Origin of the sequence: Cytobacillus sp. IB215665 (assembly GCF_033963835.1) — a bacterium.
Classification (GTDB): Bacteria; Bacillota; Bacilli; order Bacillales; family SM2101; genus Nanhaiella.
Window position 1 is genome coordinate 295,555 of record NZ_JAXBME010000005.1, and the last position, 20,500, is coordinate 316,054.

The window sequence follows — 20,500 nt, forward strand, 5'->3', positions numbered from 1 at the left end:
TATACGGTTGTCAATTTACCGAAAAACTATAATCAATGCAAAAACAGTGATATAAAATTGTAAAAAAATTAGGACTACAAAAATATGTATAGCAAAGGAGTTACAATGACAAGTAAAAAAGGAATCGGATGGAGCTTAAATCATAGTTATGCTCGTTTACCGAAGTCATTCTTCTCTAGTTTAAGCTTAAACCCTGTACGATCACCTAAGTTAATAATACTTAACGAGCAAGTTGCAGCTACACTAGGGTTGAACGTCCAGGAACTACAAAGTGAAGAAGGGCTCGCGACACTTGCAGGTAATGATGTTCCTGAAGGTGCTCAGCCTATTGCACAAGCTTATGCGGGACACCAATTTGGGCACTTTACTATGCTAGGGGACGGTCGGGCTTTACTAATAGGCGAACAGCATACACCTGAAGGTGAGCTTGTTGATATTCAGCTAAAAGGTTCAGGTAGGACGCCATATTCCCGTGGTGGTGATGGTCGTGCAGCTCTTGGACCGATGTTGCGGGAGTATATTATTAGTGAGGCGATGCATGCTCTAAATATCCCCACTACACGTAGTTTAGCAGTAGTAACAACTGGTGAGCCAGTTATACGTGAAACGGATTTAGCAGGTGCTATATTGACTCGTATCGCTGCTAGTCACATCCGTGTTGGTACTTTTCAATATGTTCGGAATGGGTGTACAGTTGAAGAACTCAAAATACTGGCAGATTATACTTTGGATCGGCATTTTCCTGATGTCGGTGCCGATGAAAATCGATACGTTGCATTACTTCAGGAAGTAATCGAACGCCAAGCTATACTTATTGCAAAATGGCAGCTTGTTGGCTTTATCCATGGAGTAATGAATACTGATAACATGACCATTTATGGAGAAACGATCGATTATGGTCCTTGTGCCTTTATGGATCATTATGATGAAGCTACGGTGTTCAGTTCGATTGATACACAAGGACGCTATGCTTTTGCTAATCAACCAATGATAGGTGGATGGAACCTTGCAAGGTTTGCTGAATCTTTGTTGCCCCTACTACATGTTAATGAGGAACGAGCAATTGATATCGCTCAGGAGAAGATTTCAGCATTTAATGGTATATTTTATAGTCATTGGCTTTCAGGTATGAGAGCAAAGCTTGGCCTGTTTAATGAAGAGGAACAGGATGAACTACTTATTAAAGATCTTTTAACAATGATGCAAGAGAATCGTGCTGACTATACGAATACATTCCGTGCATTAACTTTTGATACTTTACAAGATAATGTAATGTTTAAGACAGGGGAATTTGTTACTTGGTATGAAAGATGGCAAGCGAGGTTAGAAAGGCAACAAGAATCGAGCGCTGCATCGAAACGGTTGATGAAGGGTAGCAACCCTGCAATCATCCCCCGCAATCATCGGGTAGAGGATGCGCTAGACGCAGCAGTAGAAAGAGGAGATTATAGCGTGATGGAGCGGCTACTACACGTTCTTTCGAACCCATACGACCACACTTCGGAGCAGGTTGAATATAGCACACCACCAGAACCATCAGTCAAACCATACCGAACGTTTTGTGGTACATGATTGGGTGGCGAAATCGGTTTTAATCTTAAAACCTCAATAAAACTAAATAAGTTCCACTAATAAGTGTTGAGATTCCCATATTAGTGGAACTTTTAAAAGGTTTCAGCCGTCAAGTAATTCTGTTATTAATTATGATTATGTATATATTGCTTATTTTGTAGTCAACAATAAAAACGGCACTATCCTAAATGCTAAGCTGTCCATATGTGAGTAATAAACACTATAATATAACAAGATTTTAATTGTAAACAGTGAACATACTACAGAATAATGTCTTTATCCAGAACTTTATCAGTGTTTTCGAAAAGTGTCGAATTTATTTGAAGGTCCTTTTGTGTATTTCAATCAGGAGAAGACTTAAAAAGAAGGCGTTTTTTACAATGACTGCAACAGCAACCCTAGAGCCGTACAAAGCCTTTACTGTTCAAAATGTATTGATTTTTTATTGTGAAGGAAAAGAGGAGATCAATAACAATTTACGTAATTAATATTTACGTATTAGTATATTTTACAACTGGCCACTTCTCTTTTCGTAAAGCGTTCATTAGATCTGGCCCAACATGCAAATTAGCTTTCACTAACTCATGTGGTGTGAGAGCTAACCATTGATTTAAAGATATATCTTCAAAGCGGTTACTCTTAAAAACTTCTAAAAACCAAAGACTTTCTTCTCCGATGTTTTGTATATAATGTCCGAAAGCAAACGGGACATAACCGACATCTCCAGCCCGATAATTAAAGGTTCGCGCGGTACCTTCTGCTGCAAATACTGTCATTCTTCCTTTACCAGTAAGGTAATATTGCCATTCATCTGTGTTTGGGTGCCAATGCATTTCTCTCATGGCACCAGGCTTGATTTCAACTAGAGCAGCTGCAATCGTAGTTGAAACAGGAAAATTGGTAGAATCAACGATTCGAACAGTTCCTCCAGAAGTTATAATTGGCTCTTGTGCCATTAAACGATGCGTAAAGCTCTTAGGAACAGTTCCATAGGGGCTTTGAATAGCTTGAATGTTAATAGGCTTAGGAACTTGTGCTTGAAACATGTATCGTTGCTTGGTAGGTATATGAGCAAAAGCACTTTCAGATACTCCAAAGTTATTAGCCAGTATATCCTTTGGTGTATGAGCAAACCAGTCTGAGAGCATAAAGGTATCGCTCTCCGTAAAATTTCCATCATCAAAAACGAGTAAGAATTCACAGCCTCCATCCAATCCCTGAATCGAATGTGGAATGCCTGGTGGAAAATACCAAAGGTCACCTGCCTCTACATCTGCAATAAAGTTTCTACCATCCTGATCAACTGCTGTAATCCGTGCTTTCCCTAGAAGTAAATAAGCCCACTCGGCTTGTTTATGCCAGTGTAACTCACGTACGCCACCGGGGGTTAGACGCATATTGACACCTGCGATGGTAGTTGCAATTGGTAGTTCTCTAACAGTCACTTCTCGTGCCCATCCTCCGTGATATAGATTCATTGGTGTATCAGAAAATGAGAACTTTAGATTAGGTATTCTGCCAGCATCAGTCTTAGGAGGGACGAGCATATCTGGGTTTTCAATATCTCTCAAAATGTCTCTAGGTCCAAGATCAGTAGCACCTGCTCCATCTTCCCTAATTGGCTGAGGCACATCGTCCGAATGAATCTGATGTCGTTTTTTCATTATGAACACTCCTTGATATGTGATCCTAACGTTGGTTGTTTATGATATATAGTTTATGAATTCGATGTTACCCATATGTCCATTGAAAAAGTTATAATAATCATAATAAAAAAATTAAGAAAATTAACAAAAAACACTTGAAAGTGACAATGTCGTCACTTAAAATAAAGTATGAATAGTGAGCATATTACATAATAACTTATGGCTCTTTTCGTAAAACTTTGTTTTTTTATTACAAAATATACAGAATGTTTAGTTTTATGAGAGCTCAGTAATTGTAAAAGTAGAAAAGATGCCGCGATCGCTAGATGTATACGTACTTATATCTTAGAACGAAAAGCAACAACTATTGTGAAAACAGCCTAAATGAAATCTACTAATTAGGGGGAAGATGGAGTGGAAACATTTAAAAAACCAGATGTAGAACAATTTTTACGAGCATATAAAATACAAGATTTTGTTGTAAGTAGTGATGAAAGTCAACTTATTTTTAGTACGAATATTAGTGGTAAGTTTAATTTGTGGGCAATGGATTTACCAAATGAATTTCCATATCCACTTACATTTAATGATCAAAGCTGCCATGGGCTTCAGTATGACAAGAATGGAAAATTTGTAATCGTAGCATTTGATCATGAAGGGGACGAAAATGCTCAAATTTATATGATTCCTCCACATGGTGGCGAAATACAGCCAGTTAGAACCTCAGAAGGTAAACGTCACATTTCACCAATTTTATCAGATGATGGCAAACGTTTATACTATACATCTTCAAAAGATGAACCGACTTTCCTAAAGAGTTATTGCTATCACCTCGATTCAGGGGAAGAACAGGTCGTTCATGATGGGGAAGGTGCGGCTACATTTTTACTAGATATTAGTCCTAGTGAAGAGAGCTTTATTATTAGTAAGCTTTTCTCTAACACTCACAAGCTATCCTATGTAAAAGTAAATGAGGAGATCATTTCCTTAACACCAGAAACGAGTGAGCAGCACACTGTAACAGATGCTATATATGTTTCAGAGACAGAAATTTTTCTAATAACTGATTATGGTGAGGATTTTTCATATATTGCTAAATTTAATATTGAAACTAAAGAGTTTAACAAACTAGTTTCAGTACCTGGTGCAGGGTTCAAAATGATTAAATATGATAAACAACATAAACAACTATACGCTGTTAGCGAAAAGGGTGTTGAAGATCTTCTATATCGATACGAAATAGATTCGAAGCAATTAGAAGAGGTTGAGAGTCCAGTAGGAGAGGTTCAAAAGTTAACTGTTACAGAAAGTGGTCATTTATATTTATTAGGCACTTCTGCTACGAAGCCAGCAAATATTTATAAAAAAGAAAGTAACTCACATACATGGAAGCAGCTAACAAACAATCGTGTGCTCGGTGTAGATGAGCAACAGTTAGTCGATCCCGAAGTAATTAAGTATGAGTCGTTTGATGGACTCGAGATAGAAGCACTCTTCTTTAAAGCAAAAGCTACAAATAGTAATGGTCATGTTATTTTTTGGCCACACGGTGGACCTCAGTATGGTGAACGTAAATTCTTTAGAGGTGTGTTTCAATATTTAATTAGTGAAGGGTTTAGTATTTTTGCACCTAATTTCCGAGGCTCTACTGGATATGGATTAAAGTTTACAAAAATGGTTGAAGGTGATTGGGGACATGGTCCACGCCTTGATAATATTGAAGGGTTAGAATACCTAATTAAAAATGGCTATGCAGATCGAGATAAGATTTTCCTAATAGGTGGAAGCTATGGTGGCTACATGTCGTTATTGCTCCATGGAAGACATCCGGAATATTTTAAGGCTGTAGTGGATATTTTTGGTCCTAGTGATTTGTTTTCGTTTATTAATTCTGTACCTGAGTTTTGGAAACCAATCATGGATCAATGGGTTGGAAACCCGGAAAGAGACAAAGAAAAGTTAATTGAGTATTCTCCGATTACATATTTAGATAGCATGAACAAACCAATGCTTGTTATTCAAGGAGCAAACGACCCACGTGTTGTAAAAGCAGAATCAGATCAAATCGTAGCTGCACTACAAGAAAAAGGTCGAGATGTTGAATATATGGTGTTAGAGGACGAGGGACATGGATTTTCAAAACTGGAGAATGAGTTAAAAGTGTATAGAACTGTATCAGCATTCCTTGAAAAATATATGTAATGTGAGTAAATAACTATGGGGCTGTCAAATTAGTCAATACTTGACTTTTTGAGGCTCCTTTTGAATGTGTATAATAGTTTTTTCACCTTTAGCTTTGTTCCCTTTTATATATTGTTCAGCAAATCACATTTAAGAAAAGATCAATTGTTCAAAGGAGAGTCTTTATGCCCTTGTATAACAAACTCGTTCGTGATTACATTCCTAAAATTATTGAAGAATCAGGAAAGAATTATCGAATTAAACACTTATCAGATGAAGAATATACGGAAGAATTGAAGAAAAAACTAATAGAAGAGGTGCAGGAATATCTTGATGCTAAAGATCATGAATCTGCTGTAGAAGAGTTAGCTGATGTACTTGAACTCATACATGCATTAGCAAAAGTTCATCATGTAACCATTGAAAAAGTTGAGGAAAGGCGAGATTTAAAGAACCAAAATAGAGGTGGCTTTAAAGATAAAGTGTTTCTCATTGATGTGGAGGATCATTAAGAAAAGTAAAACAACTTGATTTCAAAGCTTGTAGAACCGAACAGCTATGTTTACCCCATCTTATAATTAGGAAGGGGTAAACATATGTCAGGTTAACATCATTTGCTTATCTTTCAAAGACTTCTTAGTAGCCTAGAATAGAACGACATAATTAGTTACCTGATACTACATCGATAGGTATTTCTTGACCATTACTAAAAAACCGAATGTATTCATAATCCTTATCTTTATTTATCTTATACAATACATGATTATTTAATGTCTTATTAGTATAATCGTCAGTTTGATCTTTGTTAAACCGAACGTTTATTGTATCATCAGTAGCTTCTACATTAAAATCCGTATAGTAAGTAGCTGGATCTCCTTGTATTACATTTTTTCCGTTTAAAAGCACATAAAGTGCTTTTTCGCCATCAAAAAAAAGATGAACTCCATTTTCGCTCTCCACCGATTCGAAAAATCTCTTAACATCTTTATCAACATGGTTCATAGTTGTTTCTGAAAAAGTTAAACCTGAATTGCATCCTACTAAAAATAAAACAAGTGTAAATAGTGATAAAAGCTTTTTCACTAATAATCCCCCTCATACTTCATATCTGTATTTTACATTAAATGGGTGATATGATTGTGCTAAATTTTCCGTTAACTTATTAGATATTAATATTCTTATCTCTTTTTAAAAAGTTTTTACTATATACCCTATGTTGAAAATAAAGATTATAATCGAATTGTTTGTATACATCGGAGGTAGGGAAGGTGCATTGGGTTGTTGTCATTGTAATTTTATTTTATTATAGAAAACAAACTATACAACAATGGGGTGATCATATGGCAAATATAAAATATGAAGTAATAGATAACTTTGGAGTTCTTTCTGAGTCAGCGAAAGGTTGGACAAAAGAGCTCAGAAGTATTAGCTGGAACGATAGAGAGCCGAAATTTGATATTAGAGAGTGGTCTCCTGATGGCGAAAAAATGGGTAAAGGTATCACAGTTACGAAAGATGAATTGATTAAGCTCAGAGACATGTTAAATACGATGGAGCTGTAAGTCCTAGTGTTTTTTAAATTTATTCAAATCGAAAGTAATCTATCGTTAATATTATTTTCCATGTAGCGGTTGTTTGCATGATATCGATTACTGCTATAAGAGCGAAGAAGAGATTACATTCTTTTATTTTTATCAGCCTGTTCACTTAAGAGCTTCAATTGTACATAAGTTCTTACAGAGCAATGTGTTGAAATTTCTTGAGGCTGACTTTTGTGTCAGCCTCTTAGTTATGCGCATTTTATCCTATAACTGAATATTAAGGAATCATTCTGTATTTAATAATGGAGATGAGGATGTTAAATTTTGTAAATTTTAATGTTTACGAAAGGATCTCTTGTAACTATTATTAAGTGGTTTTATACGTTTGAAAAGATACTCAACGCTTGATTTATAATTATTAGTATGACAAGAAACATTTAATGCGCAAACAGTCTGTTTATTTTACGCTTTTTGGGAAAACATGAATAACATTTAAGGTGTCCTATCATAAACTATAACTAAACCTATACATGCTATAATTGCAGTACACAAACAATATTTTGATTGAAGGTGATGTGATGTTCTCTAATGAAGAACGAGATGCCGTTTACAAGGTCATCGGCAGAAGAAGAGATATTCGATCCTTTTTATCTGATCCATTACCTGTAGATGCTATTCAACGAATTCTTCAGGCAGGGCATAGCGGTCCATCAGTTGGATTTATGCAGCCATGGAATTTCATTTTAATAACTACAGATGAAGTGAAAGAACAGTTAGCTTGGGCGGCGGATAAGGAACGTAAAGCATTGGCCATTCATTATGAAGGGAAGAAGAAAAACAACTTTTTAGATTTAAAAGTTGAAGGTTTAAAGCAAGCGCCACTAACGATTTGTGTTACATGTGACCCTACACGCGGTGGTTCACATGTACTCGGGAGAAATTCGATACCTGAAACGGATATTATGTCGGTTTCATGTGCCATCCAAAATATGTGGTTAGCCTCTTGTGTCGAAGGAATTGCACTAGGTTGGGTAAGTTTTTACAAAAAGAATGATGTTAGAGATATACTAAATATTCCACCTCATATTGACCCAGTTGCACTTCTATCACTTGGTTATACAGATCATTACCCTAAAGCTCCTTTGCTAGAAATCCATAACTGGGAAAAGCGTCAAGATCTACAAAAATTAGTTTTCTATGAAACATGGGGAGTTAAAGGGGAGTTGCATGAAGAAGTTTAGTACTTCGGATTGGGATCAACCAAAAATTGATATTGTGTAATGTACTATGCTCAGTTCTCATTACGGAATAGATGTATATATGGACAACCGCTTGCTGCTACGTGTGAGCAAGCGGAAGAGCACTTGTAGATGAAAGATCCGAATAAAATAGTACGCTGACCCGTAAATATGTGAAACTGACTCGAAAAAGGAGTGAAAAGACCTGTAATTATGTGAAACTGACATAAAAAAATAGTAAGGGCAAACTCTTATTTATTTTTACCTATAGAAAATCCACTAAATAGACGTCCTCCAGAGGGAAGTAACACGCTTTCTACCAATGCAATGACTTTTTCTTTATTATTCGTTTGATAGAATAAATCAAACGCTTCGACATAGTCCTTCGTAAACGATTTATCAAAATGATTTAAAGAGCGAACAATCCATTTGGACGTACCGATCCATTGCCTATTCGTTCTTAGTACAAACTCGTGGACCAATTCAGCCAACTTATTGGCAATAAAGATAGCTTCGAATCTATTAGAGCAGCCAATAAAATCATCAAGGGCATCAGTAATGAAATATCGTTTCATCATGATCGTCTCTTCGGACCACCGCTCTGGCCCTGTGCTTAATATTTCATTAGCCTCTTGTTTGATTTGAATTATGATGTCAGAGTCTTTTATAACAATCCCTTCGGAAACCATTCTTTGTAAAGTTGGTCTTGCCCTTTTATAATCAATATCAAAAAATTTCTTATAGGAAGATAAATTATGAACAAAAACCTCGATAGGCCAATCTAAATAAATGAGTGATTCTCGATATGAACGATCAATATGTTTGTCAAAAATAACGATATCGAGGTCAGATGTCTCTGTCGCCTCACCTCTTATGACACTTCCTGCGAGTATAGCTGCATGACAAATTGGAAAATGACAGTGTATAAATTTTCTTGCAGCTTCGATAGGACTTAGTCTATTAGCTAAAGCTTTGCCAAGTTCACTACTTGTTCCTGCACTATAAGTAATACTCCTGGTATTGTGAATATCATCCATAATATTCCTCCAAAGTATATTCTATTTTTGCAATTAATTATATAATATAAACTGGTAATTTATATAGGCTCTTTTAGTAAACTTTGTTGCTATTGTTATCCAATTAGTACCAAAAATAGTGGTTTTCCATGGTTAGTCATTGTTGTACAGAAGGAAAGATGCTACGAACTCTCGTTGTGTACGTGTTTGGCTCTTAGTACGAAAAGCAACAATTAATGCGAAAACAGCCTTTATATAACATTCAAAAAATAAGACGAGGTATGAAATGAAGCCCTTTAAACTATTAAATCAAATCATAGATACATATAAGCGTATATTAGATAATAATCTAGTAGGTATATATTTACATGGTTCACTAGCGATGAACTGCTATAACGATTCGAGTGATATAGATTTTGTTGTTGTCGTAAAGAAACCAATCGATTTTTCTACAAAAAAAGAACTCATTCATGCCATTATTCATTTAGAAAATGTTCCACCTAAAGGAGTGGAAATGAGTGTCATTCTCGAGAGATTTGCAAATGAAATCGTACATCCAACACCGTTTGAGTTGCACTATTCAAATTTTCATAAGGAAAAATACTTATCGGACAATAATTATATATGCGGAGGGTATACAGACCCTGAATTAGCGGCCCATTTGACTATTATTTTTCATAGAGGAAAGTGCTTATATGGAAAAGAAATTGAAGAAGTTTTTACAGAAGTACCAAGAGATATTTATATCGATGCTATTTGGTACGATATTAAAAATGCCAAAAATGAAATTGTGGATGATGCAGTCTATTTCACTTTAAACTTGTGTCGTGTACTTTATTATGTAACAGAAGGTGTTATTTGTTCAAAACTTGAAGGTGGGAATTGGGGTCACGAAAACTTGCCTCAACAGTATCAAAAAATAGTTGATGATGCTGTAAAAGTGTATATAGGTCAATTAGGAAAAATGAATATTACAGACGAAAGCTTATTAAGCTTTGCGGATTATATGTTACATGAGATAAGAAAACACATCATGCCTATTAAGTAGGGTACTTCCTTACTAAGAAATATACACATTTTCGAAAAGTACCTTTATAAGGAGCGTGATTTGGTGACATTTACGTTTGATTTTTATAAGAATGTTCCTATGCTTATTTCAACACTCATTGCATGGGGAGTAATTGCTTATATTTGCTTGAAATTATCTAAAAAAAAGGAAAAGATAAGAATATGGAAAATTATTGTCATACTTCTAGTTGGGATGTTCTCTCTAGCAATCAATTGGAATATATTCAATGAGCAAGTAAAAATAGCAATCTTACCTATTGGCGTGTGGATATTATTTCTAGTTTATCGAAGAAAAATAGATAAGTGGAAAAATTATCGAGTTTTCGCATGGACAGGGTTTTTAGCGAATTATATCTTCATTTTTACTACGCTATTAACAGTTCCTATTTATCATTTGTTGTATCCAAGTGATGAGCTATCGACCTATATTTCTAATGTAGAAGATGCTCATATGATAAATACACATATGTCTGCACCAGTTAATACATTAAATAAAGCTATGTTAATTGAACAAATTCCTTCATTTACACTAGAACTAGATCCTGATGGAGAATGGTATGAAAGTCGTTACTTAAGAGTTGATGAAAATGACAGGAAAGAAAGATTTCCGTACTTACTTTTGGATACTAAGCCCCAATGGGGAAGTGGACTGTTAACGATGATTTATATTGAAGAAAATGGGAAAGGGCTTCTCATATCGACTCCTGAAAAACAATTGTACTTCCACTCTACAAAATCGATTTTTGAGAGGGGAGAAAAAATAAATGACTAAAAAAAGATTTAAGATTGTTATTTCTGTAGTTGCCATTATCACTTCATTTGTTATTGTTTATACGATTTATTTTACAAAACCATCTGATTTTCCAACAAATGAACAATTGATTATTGAAATGAACAACCTTTTTCCTGAAGGAAAAGTTAGTAAAATTCAAGATAAGCTTTATTTAAATGAAAAGAATGTATTTGTACCTTTTATTTCAGAAAATGATACATATGGTACAAGCTATTGGGTATGGAAGAAGCGTCAATGGAGTATGGTTAGCATTGATACTGAGGGTGGACCAATCATGTGGCAAGCTAATAAAAAAGACCCTCATTCATATTATATTGTATGGAACATTGACTCAGATGAACAAGTCGCTTACATTGACTTTTATTTAACAAAGAAGCGAAGCTATAGTGTTAAAGAAGGGGTACATCATTATTACAGACCAAGTATATTGTTGAAGCAAAATGTTTCTATATTGGAAGAACCTTATGGTGCAATGCCGATACCTTTTGAATGGTCGACCTTCATGGAAGGTGAGAAAGAAATAGAGTCTGCCAAAAGTAGCAATACATTGTTAGGGCAATTTTATTATTTTAATAGATATATGCTGATTGGATATATATTATACGATGAAAATCATAAGGAGACAGCATTACAAAAATCTGTAAATGGACATCGCTTCTCAACGGGGAATATAGATTTTGAATATATTTTCAGATTAAACGAAAATGAAATTAAAGAATATAACTAACAATCTTGACAGGAAGATGATCGTTATGGAAGTAAAACTCTTGATTGCTTCACATACAGAAGTATATAAAAGACATCGATTACAAGCTTTACTAGCAAATCCTGAAATGAAGAAGAAAAACAATATTCGGTTGTGGTATATAGAACTTAGCTTAATAACTCTTTTACATTCGGTGCTGTTAGTATATAGAAACTTATAAATATATTTAAAATTGTGGCATTTTAACAATGTAAAGATGCCACAAATGTTACCTGGTTACATGAATAAGTTTTTAACTCGTTAAACAATAGCCAATACGAAAATAGCCTTGCAAAAAAGAACGATGATTTAGAATTTTTGCTCTTTATGAATCCCAACATTTACATCTAAAAACATTACTCAATACCTATATAAATCCTGTTATAATGAAATAGGAGCAAATGTAAGAAGTCATACATCAGACTTCTTGTTCTAAATTTTTTTGTTCTAAATGTAAACGCATTCAATAGAACATAATTAAGGGAGGAGAATGCAAGTGTCTAAGCTTACTAGAAAACGAACAAGCTTCGTATTGGTGGCTTTATTAGTCTTCAACTTATTTAACGTTGGACTTGTAAGTCAATCGTTTGCAGCAGAATCTTTTGTTGAAACGTTTGACAACTCTAATGCAACTGGAAGTTATGGAACAGACTCATTTGTTGGAAACGATGGAGTGACTTGGTCATATGTTGCTTCACGTGATGAAGGTGATTATCCGATTGATGATAAGGGGTTAATGTTACGTCGTTCAAGCGACAATAGTAATATTATATCTAGCCCTATTCAAAATGGGATTAGTTCTTTTTCAGTAGACCTAAAGAAAGGTTTCACTGGAAGTGGTGACCGACAAGTAGAGTTATTTATAAATGGAGAATCAAAAGGATTATCTGAAGCATTTGATGACACTGATGTTCATGCTTTTTCGGTGGATGAGTTAAATATTGCTGGAGAGGTAGAAATTCAGTTAGTAAATGTAACAGGTAAACAAATCGTAATAGATAACATTACTTGGACAAGCTTTGATGGAGAAGTTACACAAGCTTCAATAGTAAAGGCTTCTGTTAACTCTGGAGAAGTAGACGCTGGAACAGAAGTAACGTTGTCAACATCAACTGATGATGCAGACATTTATTTTACAACTGATGGTACATTACCAACGGAAGAAAGCACATTATATGATGAACCAATCACAATTACTGAAGATGTAACGATTCAAGCGATCGCAGTAAAAGAAGGTTTGGATGCAAGTAATGTAGCTTCATTCTCATATACTGTAAAAGCACCACTTGAAGTGCAACCAATTGCTGATACACGCGCACTTGAAGTAGGTAGTGAAGCAAAAATTGAAGGAATTGTCACTGCTTCGTTCGTGACAGGTGGAAAAACAAATCTTTTCGTACAAGATGATTCAGCTGGAATCGTTGTTCGTGGCGACATTGCAGCAAATGTTGGTGACCGCATTTCAGCAGAAGGTACAATGAATCATTATTTTGATATGGCTCAATTAGAAGTAGATGCTGTTGATGTAATCAGCAGTAATGAAGGTGTACCAGTACCACAAATCATATCGTCAGCTGATTTAACTAGCACTACAGGTGAAGCTGTTGAAGCTGAATTAGTAAAAATTGAAAATGTAACAATTACTGAAGTAGATAGTAATGGAAATTTCACTGGTGTAGATGTAAACGGTGAGTTTAAACTACGCCCACAAGATCGTAGTCTACTAGAAGTAGGTAAAACGTATGATAATATCACTGGAGTAATTGATTATAACTATAGTGAATATAAGCTTACACCACGATCTGCAATAGATGTAGTTGAAGATACATTCTCGGTATTTGCTAACCCAGCATCTGGCACAATTGAAAAAGGATCAACAGTTGAATTATCAACTTTAGTAGAAGATGGAATCATTTACTATACAGTAGACGGCACAGATCCATCAACTGTAAGTGAAGTATATAGTGAGGCTATAGAAGTTACAGAAGATGTAACAATTAAAGCGATTGTTGTCAAAGACGGAGAAACAAGTGATGTTGCTGTGTTCGATTACCAAGCAATTTTACCGCTTGATTCCCTTAATATTCATGATATTCAAGGTGTAGGACATGTTTCCTTATATGATGGAGAAATTGTTAAAAATGTAAAAGGTATCGTAACACACTTAGATGGCTCAAATGGCTTCTTCATGGAGTCTGTAGAAGCTGATGACGACATTCGTACATCAGAAGGAATTTATGTCTACTTCAAAAATTCTGGTGTGAAAGTCGGCGACCTAGTATCTGTTACAGGTGAGGTTGAAGAGTTTAAACCACGTGGTTACGATGACGCAAAAGATTTATTAACGACAGAAATTAAAGGATCTACTGTAACAGTTGAAGCATCTAATCAACCATTACCAGCACCTGTTGTAATCGGAGATGACCGTATTCAACCGACTAAGGTGATTGATAATGATGCATTTGCTGAATTTGATCCTGAAGAAGATGGCATTGATTTCTACGAAAGCTTAGAAGGAATGCGTATCGTATTAGATGGTGCGACAGTTGTCGGACATCCTAAGTACGAAGAAGTTCCAGTTGTAGTAGACAGTGCAGTTGACTCATATCGTTCTGAAGCTGGTGGTGTAATCATTTCACCAGAAGACTTCAATCCAGAGCGTTTGTTAGTGAAGCTTGGCAAAGATATGGACCTTAAAACAGGTGATCAATTTGCTGGACCAATAACTGGTGTTCTAAGCTATGATTACAGTAACTTTAAGCTAGTATTAACTGAAGATCTACCAGAAGTAATTGACGGTGGATTAGAAAGAGAAATTACTAACATTGAAAAAGCAGAAGATAAATTAACAGTAGCTTCATACAATGTCGAAAACTTCTCTGCTGAAACTGATCAAGAGAAAATTGACAAAATTGCTCATTCAATTATTGAAAACTTAAAAACTCCTGACATTGTTGGATTAATAGAAGTACAAGATAATGATGGACCAACTGATAGTGGTACAACTGACGCTAGTTTAACGTATGAAGCGTTAATTGCAGCAATTGAAGCAGCTGGTGGACCGACTTATAAGTACACAGATATCGCACCAGAAGACAAGATGGATGGTGGACAACCAGGTGGTAACATCCGTGTAGGATATATTTATAACCCAGACCGCGTAAGTCTAGTTGATAAACCAGCTGGTGATGCAACAACTGCTGTAGGATACGATGAAAATGGCTTAACAATGAACCCTGGACGCATCGACCCTACAAATGAAGCATTTAGTAACTCTCGTAAATCACTTGCAGCTGAATTTGAGTTCAACGGTGAAAGAGTCGTTGTTATAGCGAATCACTTAAATTCAAAACGTGGTGACGGAGCGTTATATGGTAGTGAACAACCTGTTGTTTTAGGTAGTGAGCCTAGTCGTGTTGACAAATCACAAGTATTAAACGACTTCATTGAAGGTGCATTAGCAGTAAATCCAGATGCAAACTTTGTAGTACTTGGAGACATGAACGATTTTGAATTCTCTGCTCCATTACGTACGCTAGAAGGTGACGTATTAACAAACATGATTGAAGAGTTACCTAAGGAAGAACGCTACACATATATTTATGAAGGTAACTCACAAGTGTTAGACCACATTTTAGTATCAAACAATGTAGCAGCTAATACTGAAGTAGACATTGTTAACATTAATACAGACTTTACAGAAGCGTCAGGTGCAGCGAGTGACCATGACCCAGTATTAGTTCAAATTGGTTTTTCAGAAGACACTGTTGCACAGCTTGACCGTTTAGTAGCTGATTTTAAAGCTGAGAATTTACCTGCTGGTGAACTAGCATCTGTAATAGCTGATTTAGTCATAACAGACGAAATGGATGAAGCTGAAGTGAAAGCCACACTTTTAGATGTTATGTTAGCTGATGTAACTGACAAAAAGGAAGCACACCAAATAGAGAAATCTGCTAAAAATATTGAACGCGATTTGGCTAAGATGAAGAAAGAAGTTAATAAGCACGGTATGTCAAAGTTCTCAAAATATGTAGATAAAGTAGAGAAAGAATTAGAGAAAATGTTAAAGAAAAGTTCGACAGTAGATAGCCATAATTTCGAAAGGTTTATGGAAAGATTCCCTATTGTACCAAGGGTTTATAAATTTTTTACCTACGTTTTTAATTTATAAATTCGGGATTCTTATTGTATTTTTGTGAGGATGACCTAGGTCATCCTCTTTTTTCAATGATTTAGCAATTATACAACCGTTGAGGATGTTCGGTCCTTCCTCTTTTCGTAGCTCTTAAGGATTCCTAATCTCGCGAATGCTATGCCGATAAAAGCAAATAATATGTAAAGAAAGCTCATTCCAATTCCACCGATTTGTTGTCCAACAATGATACCGAGTGCCCCGAACATTTTGCCAAATTGGAAAATAAATCCATTAAATGCCATATAAGCACCACGGCGATTGTCTTCTACAATGTCTGCTAGAATCGATTGTCTAGTTGGAACAAACAATAGTTCACCGATGGACAATATAATAATCGCAATAAACAACAATAAAAAATCGTTTGAAAAAGAGAGAATCGCATAGCCAGCTCCAAATAGTAGGCACCCGGTATACATTATTGGCTGTTCTGCTTTATTTTTTATAAATTTTGAAACAAATGAAGTAAACAATACGATGATTAACGTATTCCCCACGAATAATAAACTTAAGAGTTTTACTCCATCTAAGGAAAACTGTATATTTCCAAATAGAGACACAACTGTTGGAATAATTTCCCCTTCTAATCTTACTGCGATAAAATTATTTCTTTGGTGTTCTAGTGATAATATTGCTATCCCACCAATGGTAAATAAGACAAACGGTATATCTTTTATCACAGTTTGATAGCTTAGTAGTAGTGGTTTTATTCCGTACGGTTTCAACGCCTCCACTGTTTTTTTTGAAGTAAATGTTTCTTTAATAAGAGTGATTGTCATCGTTAAAGTGATGATAGAGATGAAAAATAATATGATTAGTAGCTCGAAAAAATGAGTTTTAAAAAGCCAACCTCCAACCAGTAATCCGAGCATAATTGATAAATTGACAGCCCAGTAGTTGATTGAATACATTAAAGTACGAGTTTCTTTCGTACTTACATCGATTAGCATCGCTTCAGCTGCTGGATTTATAAGCCCTGAAGCCACACCCATAATAATGACCATTAAAAATGTAGCCAAAGGTGATGTGAAAATGGGGGAATTTACTGTGATCATACCTAGAAAAGCGAATACCTTCATCCATTCACCAATGACCATCATTTTTTTTCTACCAATTGTATCAGCAAAATAGCCTCCATATAAACTAGAGAAAAATTGGATAACGACTTGAGTTAATATAAAAAATCCTGCATAAGTAGCGTTTAACTCTCTCGTATAATAGATTGCCATAAATGGGAAAATCATTGAAGCGATTACGCGACTCAAAAACGACGTATATATTCTAATACGAATATTGGGATGTAACTCTTTCAACATTAGATTTTCCTCCTTCCCAATAATTATCCTTTGTTCGACAAGTGATAAAAAGGGTATATTGTAATATATACAGAAAATAAATTCTGGTAGTTATTATATGAAAAATTACCCATATATTAATAATGTCATATTTTCCATATCAAAAAAACAATAATTTACAATGTGAAATTATGGATAAAACAGTAATCTAACATATGAGTGTTATGAATTTATCATACAAAGAAAGGTTGGAAAGTGATGATTAACAAGACAGCTATCGTTACTGGATCTTCAAGCGGGTTTGGTTATGTAACGGTTATCGAGCTAGCAAAGGCGGGTTTTCATGTGGTCGCAACTATGAGGGACCTTACAAAATCAGCACAACTTGAACAGGAATTAAATAGTCACAACTTACTCGAACAGGTAGATATAGAATATGTTGATGTAACGAGTCAAGAATCTATTAAGAAGTTAGTAGAAAAATGCTCAAAGTACAACAGTGTAGATTTACTCGTCAATAATGCAGGCTTTGCAGTGGGAGGCTTTGCTGAGGAAGTAACAATTGATGAGTATCGTAAGCAATTTGAAACGAATGTATTTGGCTTGATGGCAATGACTCAGGCAATTCTACCTATAATGAGGAAACAGAGAAGCGGTCGGATTATTAATATGAGTAGTGTTTCTGGTTTGATAGGGTTTCCTTCTATATCTGCTTACGTATCTTCAAAGTATGCAGTAGAAGGTTATAGTGAGTCGCTACGCATAGAATGTAAGCCATTCGGAATCGATATTGTGTTGATTGAACCTGGTTCATATGCCACAAATGTGTGGAAGGTGGGAAGATCCAATTCTACAAGCATAGGGAGTGAGGACTCTCCTTATACAACACATTTAGCAAAAATTGAAGAAAGGCTAGCAAAGGAAGAAAAAAACTTGGGGAATCCTTTAGATGTGGCAAAGATGATTGTATCTGTGGCAAATAAACACAATCCAAAGCTTCGTTATAAAATTGGTAAAGGTGTAAAAATGAACGTGTTCATGAAACATTTAATACCATGGAACATATGGGAAAAGAATATTTTACGGTTATTATATAAGTAGAATGGTAGAGAAAATAGCATCTTAGCTGAATGCTGCTATATATTTGTAACCTTACAGTCATATACCATACGATGTGTAAATATAAGGCTTTAAATTTTAAGATTTATTACATAATGATAGGAAGTGAGTAGTAGTACTTTAGAGAAAAGGTATTACATTTTTCCAAAGCTATTACTCACTTTTTGTTTTTGGTTGTGAAGTTATACAATAGGTCAATTGCATATAAATATTTTGTGGGGTGTAACGACAAAATATAAAGTGAAGACATACATATCATGAACATAGTTACATAATTAAAATGGTAAACATAAGTAAAATGTTATTCTCCTAATAACTCAATAATACTTCTATTTGCAATATCAGCAAAATGAAACCGACCTTCAATTTCGAAAAGGTTTTTAGCTTTTATGAAGTGGTCATATGCATTTTTTTTATTCTCTAATTGTTCAAAGCTTTGTGCAGTTATATGATGTAGTTCTCCTAATAAATATAAAATTTCTTCATTAACGCATAAATTGAGTCCTCTTTGACTGTAAGTAAGAGATTGCTGAAATTCGTTAATTTTGTGTAATGACTTGGCCATACTATAGCAAAGTCTAATTTCTATATGTAAATCATGTTGGGGAAGATCTTGTAGTTTTACAAACGCTTCTTTATAAACCTCTATAGATTTTAGATAATCTTCTGTTTCGTTATATATTATGCCAATACTATTTAATATTTCTATTTGTTGTAATTTTAAGATTGGTAACTCTTTATGCTTTCCGTAGTATAAGGCTTCAAATAATAATTCTAGGGATTTTTCAACATTTTTGTAAACGTAAAATTCTACAATTCCTTTATGCCATAACAAAAACTGATGATTAATACCGATTCTAAAAGTAGGAGAATTACTTTCATCATTAATCATTGATTCAACTTCAGTATAATTCCTCTTTCGAATAGCATCTCTAATTTGTTTCTTAACTTCCGTAACATAATCAAATCTAGGTGTATACGCTAAGTTATAAAAATAGTTGACATCTAACCCAAGTGTCTCGGCAATTTCATATAAGGTTGTGCATAATGGCAAGACTTCTCCTCTTTCAATTTTACTAATTTGGGCTTGAGTTACTGTTCCTTGTGCTAGTTGAATTTGGGTAAGCCCTGCTTTTTTTCTCAAGTAACGAATTTCTTCACCTATTATTTTTGCTATATTGTCCATTTTTAATCACCAAATATTCATAAAGTTATATTTTGTAAGAAATATAGAGGATTTTGTATATTTACACATGAAAATTATAGCAGAATATAGGTAATTTTGTAAGATTTGAAATTATCTTTTTGTTATTATAAATATTAGAGGGGGTGTAATAAAATGAAAAAAATACTATCTATAATTCTATTATCAACTTTATTTGTCTTTGGGCATGATGTTTCTACTTTATTTGAAAAAAGTAACACCGTTTTTATTGCTTCCATTGACGACATTGATGAAGACTTGCCAAATCAGCATTAAAGGAACGATTCTAATTATTTACTAATACTTCTTTTTCTAGTTTTACAATGAGAAGATAGTTTAATAATATATTTTATCTAACATGAAAAATTGACTTTAAAAAAGGAGCATGTTTTGAAATCTAATTCAAAACATGCTCCTTTTTAGGACATTTATACTAATTCTATGTCCCATTTTTTTATAATAGCAAATTTTATATAACTATATGAATATTTTATACGAAACATGTAGTATTTGGTTTCAATTAAACAAATAAATGAAAAACCTTGTTGATTTTATGGAAATATCAGAATTTAATGTTTTTTCAAAAATATGTTTCAATATATTTACAGGCGCCTGATTAAAAAATATAGGAAAGAGGAACTAATTATGAAAGATATTTTTGATTTAGACATACAAATTAACTCAAGTGGATCAACTTCATTAGCTGCATCCGGTTCATGTGATGGTGGTATATGCATTAGTTTTGCTGAAACCTGTGGTGGTACTGAAACTTTAACTTGTCCTACTAGTGATTGTGTAACAGATAATTGTGCTTCTGACGATTGTACAACTAAATTTAGTATTTGCGGATGTGGCAGCACTAGAATTTGTTAAAGTTGGGAATTTAA

18 protein-coding genes are annotated in these 20,500 nt (G+C 34.5%); 13 read left to right on the forward strand and 5 right to left on the reverse strand.

The window, feature by feature from the left end; all coding sequences use genetic code 11:
• Window positions 1-105: 105 nt before the first annotated feature.
• Window positions 106-1,572, forward strand: coding sequence for a protein adenylyltransferase SelO (locus SLH52_RS09610; protein WP_320209041.1), 1,467 nt, complete (start codon window positions 106-108; stop codon window positions 1,570-1,572).
• Window positions 1,573-2,063: 491 nt separating this feature from the next.
• Here SLH52_RS09610 and SLH52_RS09615 read toward each other — a convergent pair whose 3' ends face one another.
• Window positions 2,064-3,236, reverse strand: coding sequence for an oxalate decarboxylase family bicupin (locus tag SLH52_RS09615; RefSeq protein ID WP_320209042.1), 1,173 nt, complete (start codon window positions 3,234-3,236; stop codon window positions 2,064-2,066).
• A gap of 396 nt (window positions 3,237-3,632) precedes the next feature.
• On the opposite strand from SLH52_RS09615, the gene SLH52_RS09620 reads away from it, so the two are divergent.
• Window positions 3,633-5,420 carry a S9 family peptidase gene (locus SLH52_RS09620; RefSeq protein ID WP_320209043.1) on the forward strand — a complete coding sequence of 596 codons (1,788 nt, stop codon included), beginning with the start codon at window positions 3,633-3,635 and terminating at the stop codon, window positions 5,418-5,420.
• A gap of 164 nt (window positions 5,421-5,584) precedes the next feature.
• Complete coding sequence (locus SLH52_RS09625) at window positions 5,585-5,911, forward strand: nucleoside triphosphate pyrophosphohydrolase (RefSeq protein ID WP_320209044.1); 327 nt, start codon at window positions 5,585-5,587, stop codon at window positions 5,909-5,911.
• A gap of 151 nt (window positions 5,912-6,062) precedes the next feature.
• Here SLH52_RS09625 and SLH52_RS09630 read toward each other — a convergent pair whose 3' ends face one another.
• Window positions 6,063-6,482 carry a hypothetical protein gene (locus tag SLH52_RS09630; protein ID WP_320209045.1) on the reverse strand — a complete coding sequence of 140 codons (420 nt, stop codon included), beginning with the start codon at window positions 6,480-6,482 and terminating at the stop codon, window positions 6,063-6,065.
• Window positions 6,483-6,739: 257 nt separating this feature from the next.
• Between SLH52_RS09630 and SLH52_RS09635 the strand changes: the two genes are divergently transcribed.
• Together SLH52_RS09635 and bluB are read left to right on the forward strand one after the other, a co-directional pair.
• Window positions 6,740-6,961: a YdbC family protein gene (locus SLH52_RS09635; protein ID WP_320209105.1), complete on the forward strand. Its 222-nt coding sequence runs from the start codon at window positions 6,740-6,742 to the stop codon at window positions 6,959-6,961.
• A gap of 557 nt (window positions 6,962-7,518) precedes the next feature.
• Window positions 7,519-8,181: a 5,6-dimethylbenzimidazole synthase gene (gene bluB / locus SLH52_RS09640; protein WP_320209046.1), complete on the forward strand. Its 663-nt coding sequence runs from the start codon at window positions 7,519-7,521 to the stop codon at window positions 8,179-8,181.
• A gap of 248 nt (window positions 8,182-8,429) precedes the next feature.
• Here bluB and SLH52_RS09645 read toward each other — a convergent pair whose 3' ends face one another.
• Window positions 8,430-9,215, reverse strand: a complete 786-nt coding sequence (locus SLH52_RS09645; protein WP_320209047.1) for a nucleotidyltransferase domain-containing protein — start codon at window positions 9,213-9,215, stop codon at window positions 8,430-8,432.
• A gap of 265 nt (window positions 9,216-9,480) precedes the next feature.
• Between SLH52_RS09645 and SLH52_RS09650 the strand changes: the two genes are divergently transcribed.
• The 5 genes from SLH52_RS09650 to SLH52_RS09670 all read left to right on the forward strand — a co-directional run bounded on the left by SLH52_RS09650 (window position 9,481) and on the right by SLH52_RS09670 (window position 15,974).
• The gene (locus tag SLH52_RS09650; RefSeq protein ID WP_320209048.1) at window positions 9,481-10,242 is read left to right on the forward strand and encodes an aminoglycoside adenylyltransferase domain-containing protein; all 762 of its coding nucleotides are present in this window, start codon (window positions 9,481-9,483) and stop codon (window positions 10,240-10,242) included.
• Window positions 10,243-10,305: 63 nt separating this feature from the next.
• Entirely contained in the window at window positions 10,306-11,034 is a 729-nt protein-coding gene (locus SLH52_RS09655; RefSeq protein ID WP_320209049.1) for a hypothetical protein, read from the forward strand.
• On the forward strand, window positions 11,027-11,782 hold the full coding sequence (locus SLH52_RS09660) for a hypothetical protein (RefSeq protein ID WP_320209050.1): 756 nt from the start codon (window positions 11,027-11,029) through the stop codon (window positions 11,780-11,782). Before SLH52_RS09655 ends, SLH52_RS09660 begins: the two co-directional genes overlap by 8 nt.
• A gap of 25 nt (window positions 11,783-11,807) precedes the next feature.
• Window positions 11,808-11,981, forward strand: coding sequence for a hypothetical protein (locus SLH52_RS09665; RefSeq protein WP_320209051.1), 174 nt, complete (start codon window positions 11,808-11,810; stop codon window positions 11,979-11,981).
• A 315-nt stretch (window positions 11,982-12,296) separates the two neighbouring features.
• Window positions 12,297-15,974: a chitobiase/beta-hexosaminidase C-terminal domain-containing protein gene (locus SLH52_RS09670; RefSeq protein WP_320209052.1), complete on the forward strand. Its 3,678-nt coding sequence runs from the start codon at window positions 12,297-12,299 to the stop codon at window positions 15,972-15,974.
• A gap of 68 nt (window positions 15,975-16,042) precedes the next feature.
• On the opposite strand, the gene SLH52_RS09675 is transcribed toward SLH52_RS09670, so the two are convergent.
• The gene (locus SLH52_RS09675) at window positions 16,043-17,311 is read right to left on the reverse strand and encodes an MFS transporter (RefSeq protein WP_320209053.1); all 1,269 of its coding nucleotides are present in this window, start codon (window positions 17,309-17,311) and stop codon (window positions 16,043-16,045) included.
• Between the two features lie 237 nt (window positions 17,312-17,548).
• On the opposite strand from SLH52_RS09675, the gene SLH52_RS09680 reads away from it, so the two are divergent.
• Complete coding sequence (locus SLH52_RS09680; protein WP_320209054.1) at window positions 17,549-18,391, forward strand: SDR family oxidoreductase; 843 nt, start codon at window positions 17,549-17,551, stop codon at window positions 18,389-18,391.
• A 319-nt stretch (window positions 18,392-18,710) separates the two neighbouring features.
• On the opposite strand, the gene SLH52_RS09685 is transcribed toward SLH52_RS09680, so the two are convergent.
• A complete protein-coding gene (locus tag SLH52_RS09685) occupies window positions 18,711-19,595 on the reverse strand; it encodes a helix-turn-helix domain-containing protein (protein WP_320209055.1) in 885 nt (294 codons plus the stop codon).
• Between the two features lie 153 nt (window positions 19,596-19,748).
• On the opposite strand from SLH52_RS09685, the gene SLH52_RS09690 reads away from it, so the two are divergent.
• Both SLH52_RS09690 and SLH52_RS09695 read left to right on the forward strand, forming a co-directional pair.
• The gene (locus SLH52_RS09690; protein ID WP_320209056.1) at window positions 19,749-19,889 is read left to right on the forward strand and encodes a hypothetical protein; all 141 of its coding nucleotides are present in this window, start codon (window positions 19,749-19,751) and stop codon (window positions 19,887-19,889) included.
• Between the two features lie 369 nt (window positions 19,890-20,258).
• The gene (locus SLH52_RS09695; RefSeq protein WP_320209057.1) at window positions 20,259-20,486 is read left to right on the forward strand and encodes a hypothetical protein; all 228 of its coding nucleotides are present in this window, start codon (window positions 20,259-20,261) and stop codon (window positions 20,484-20,486) included.
• Window positions 20,487-20,500: the final 14 nt, after the last annotated feature.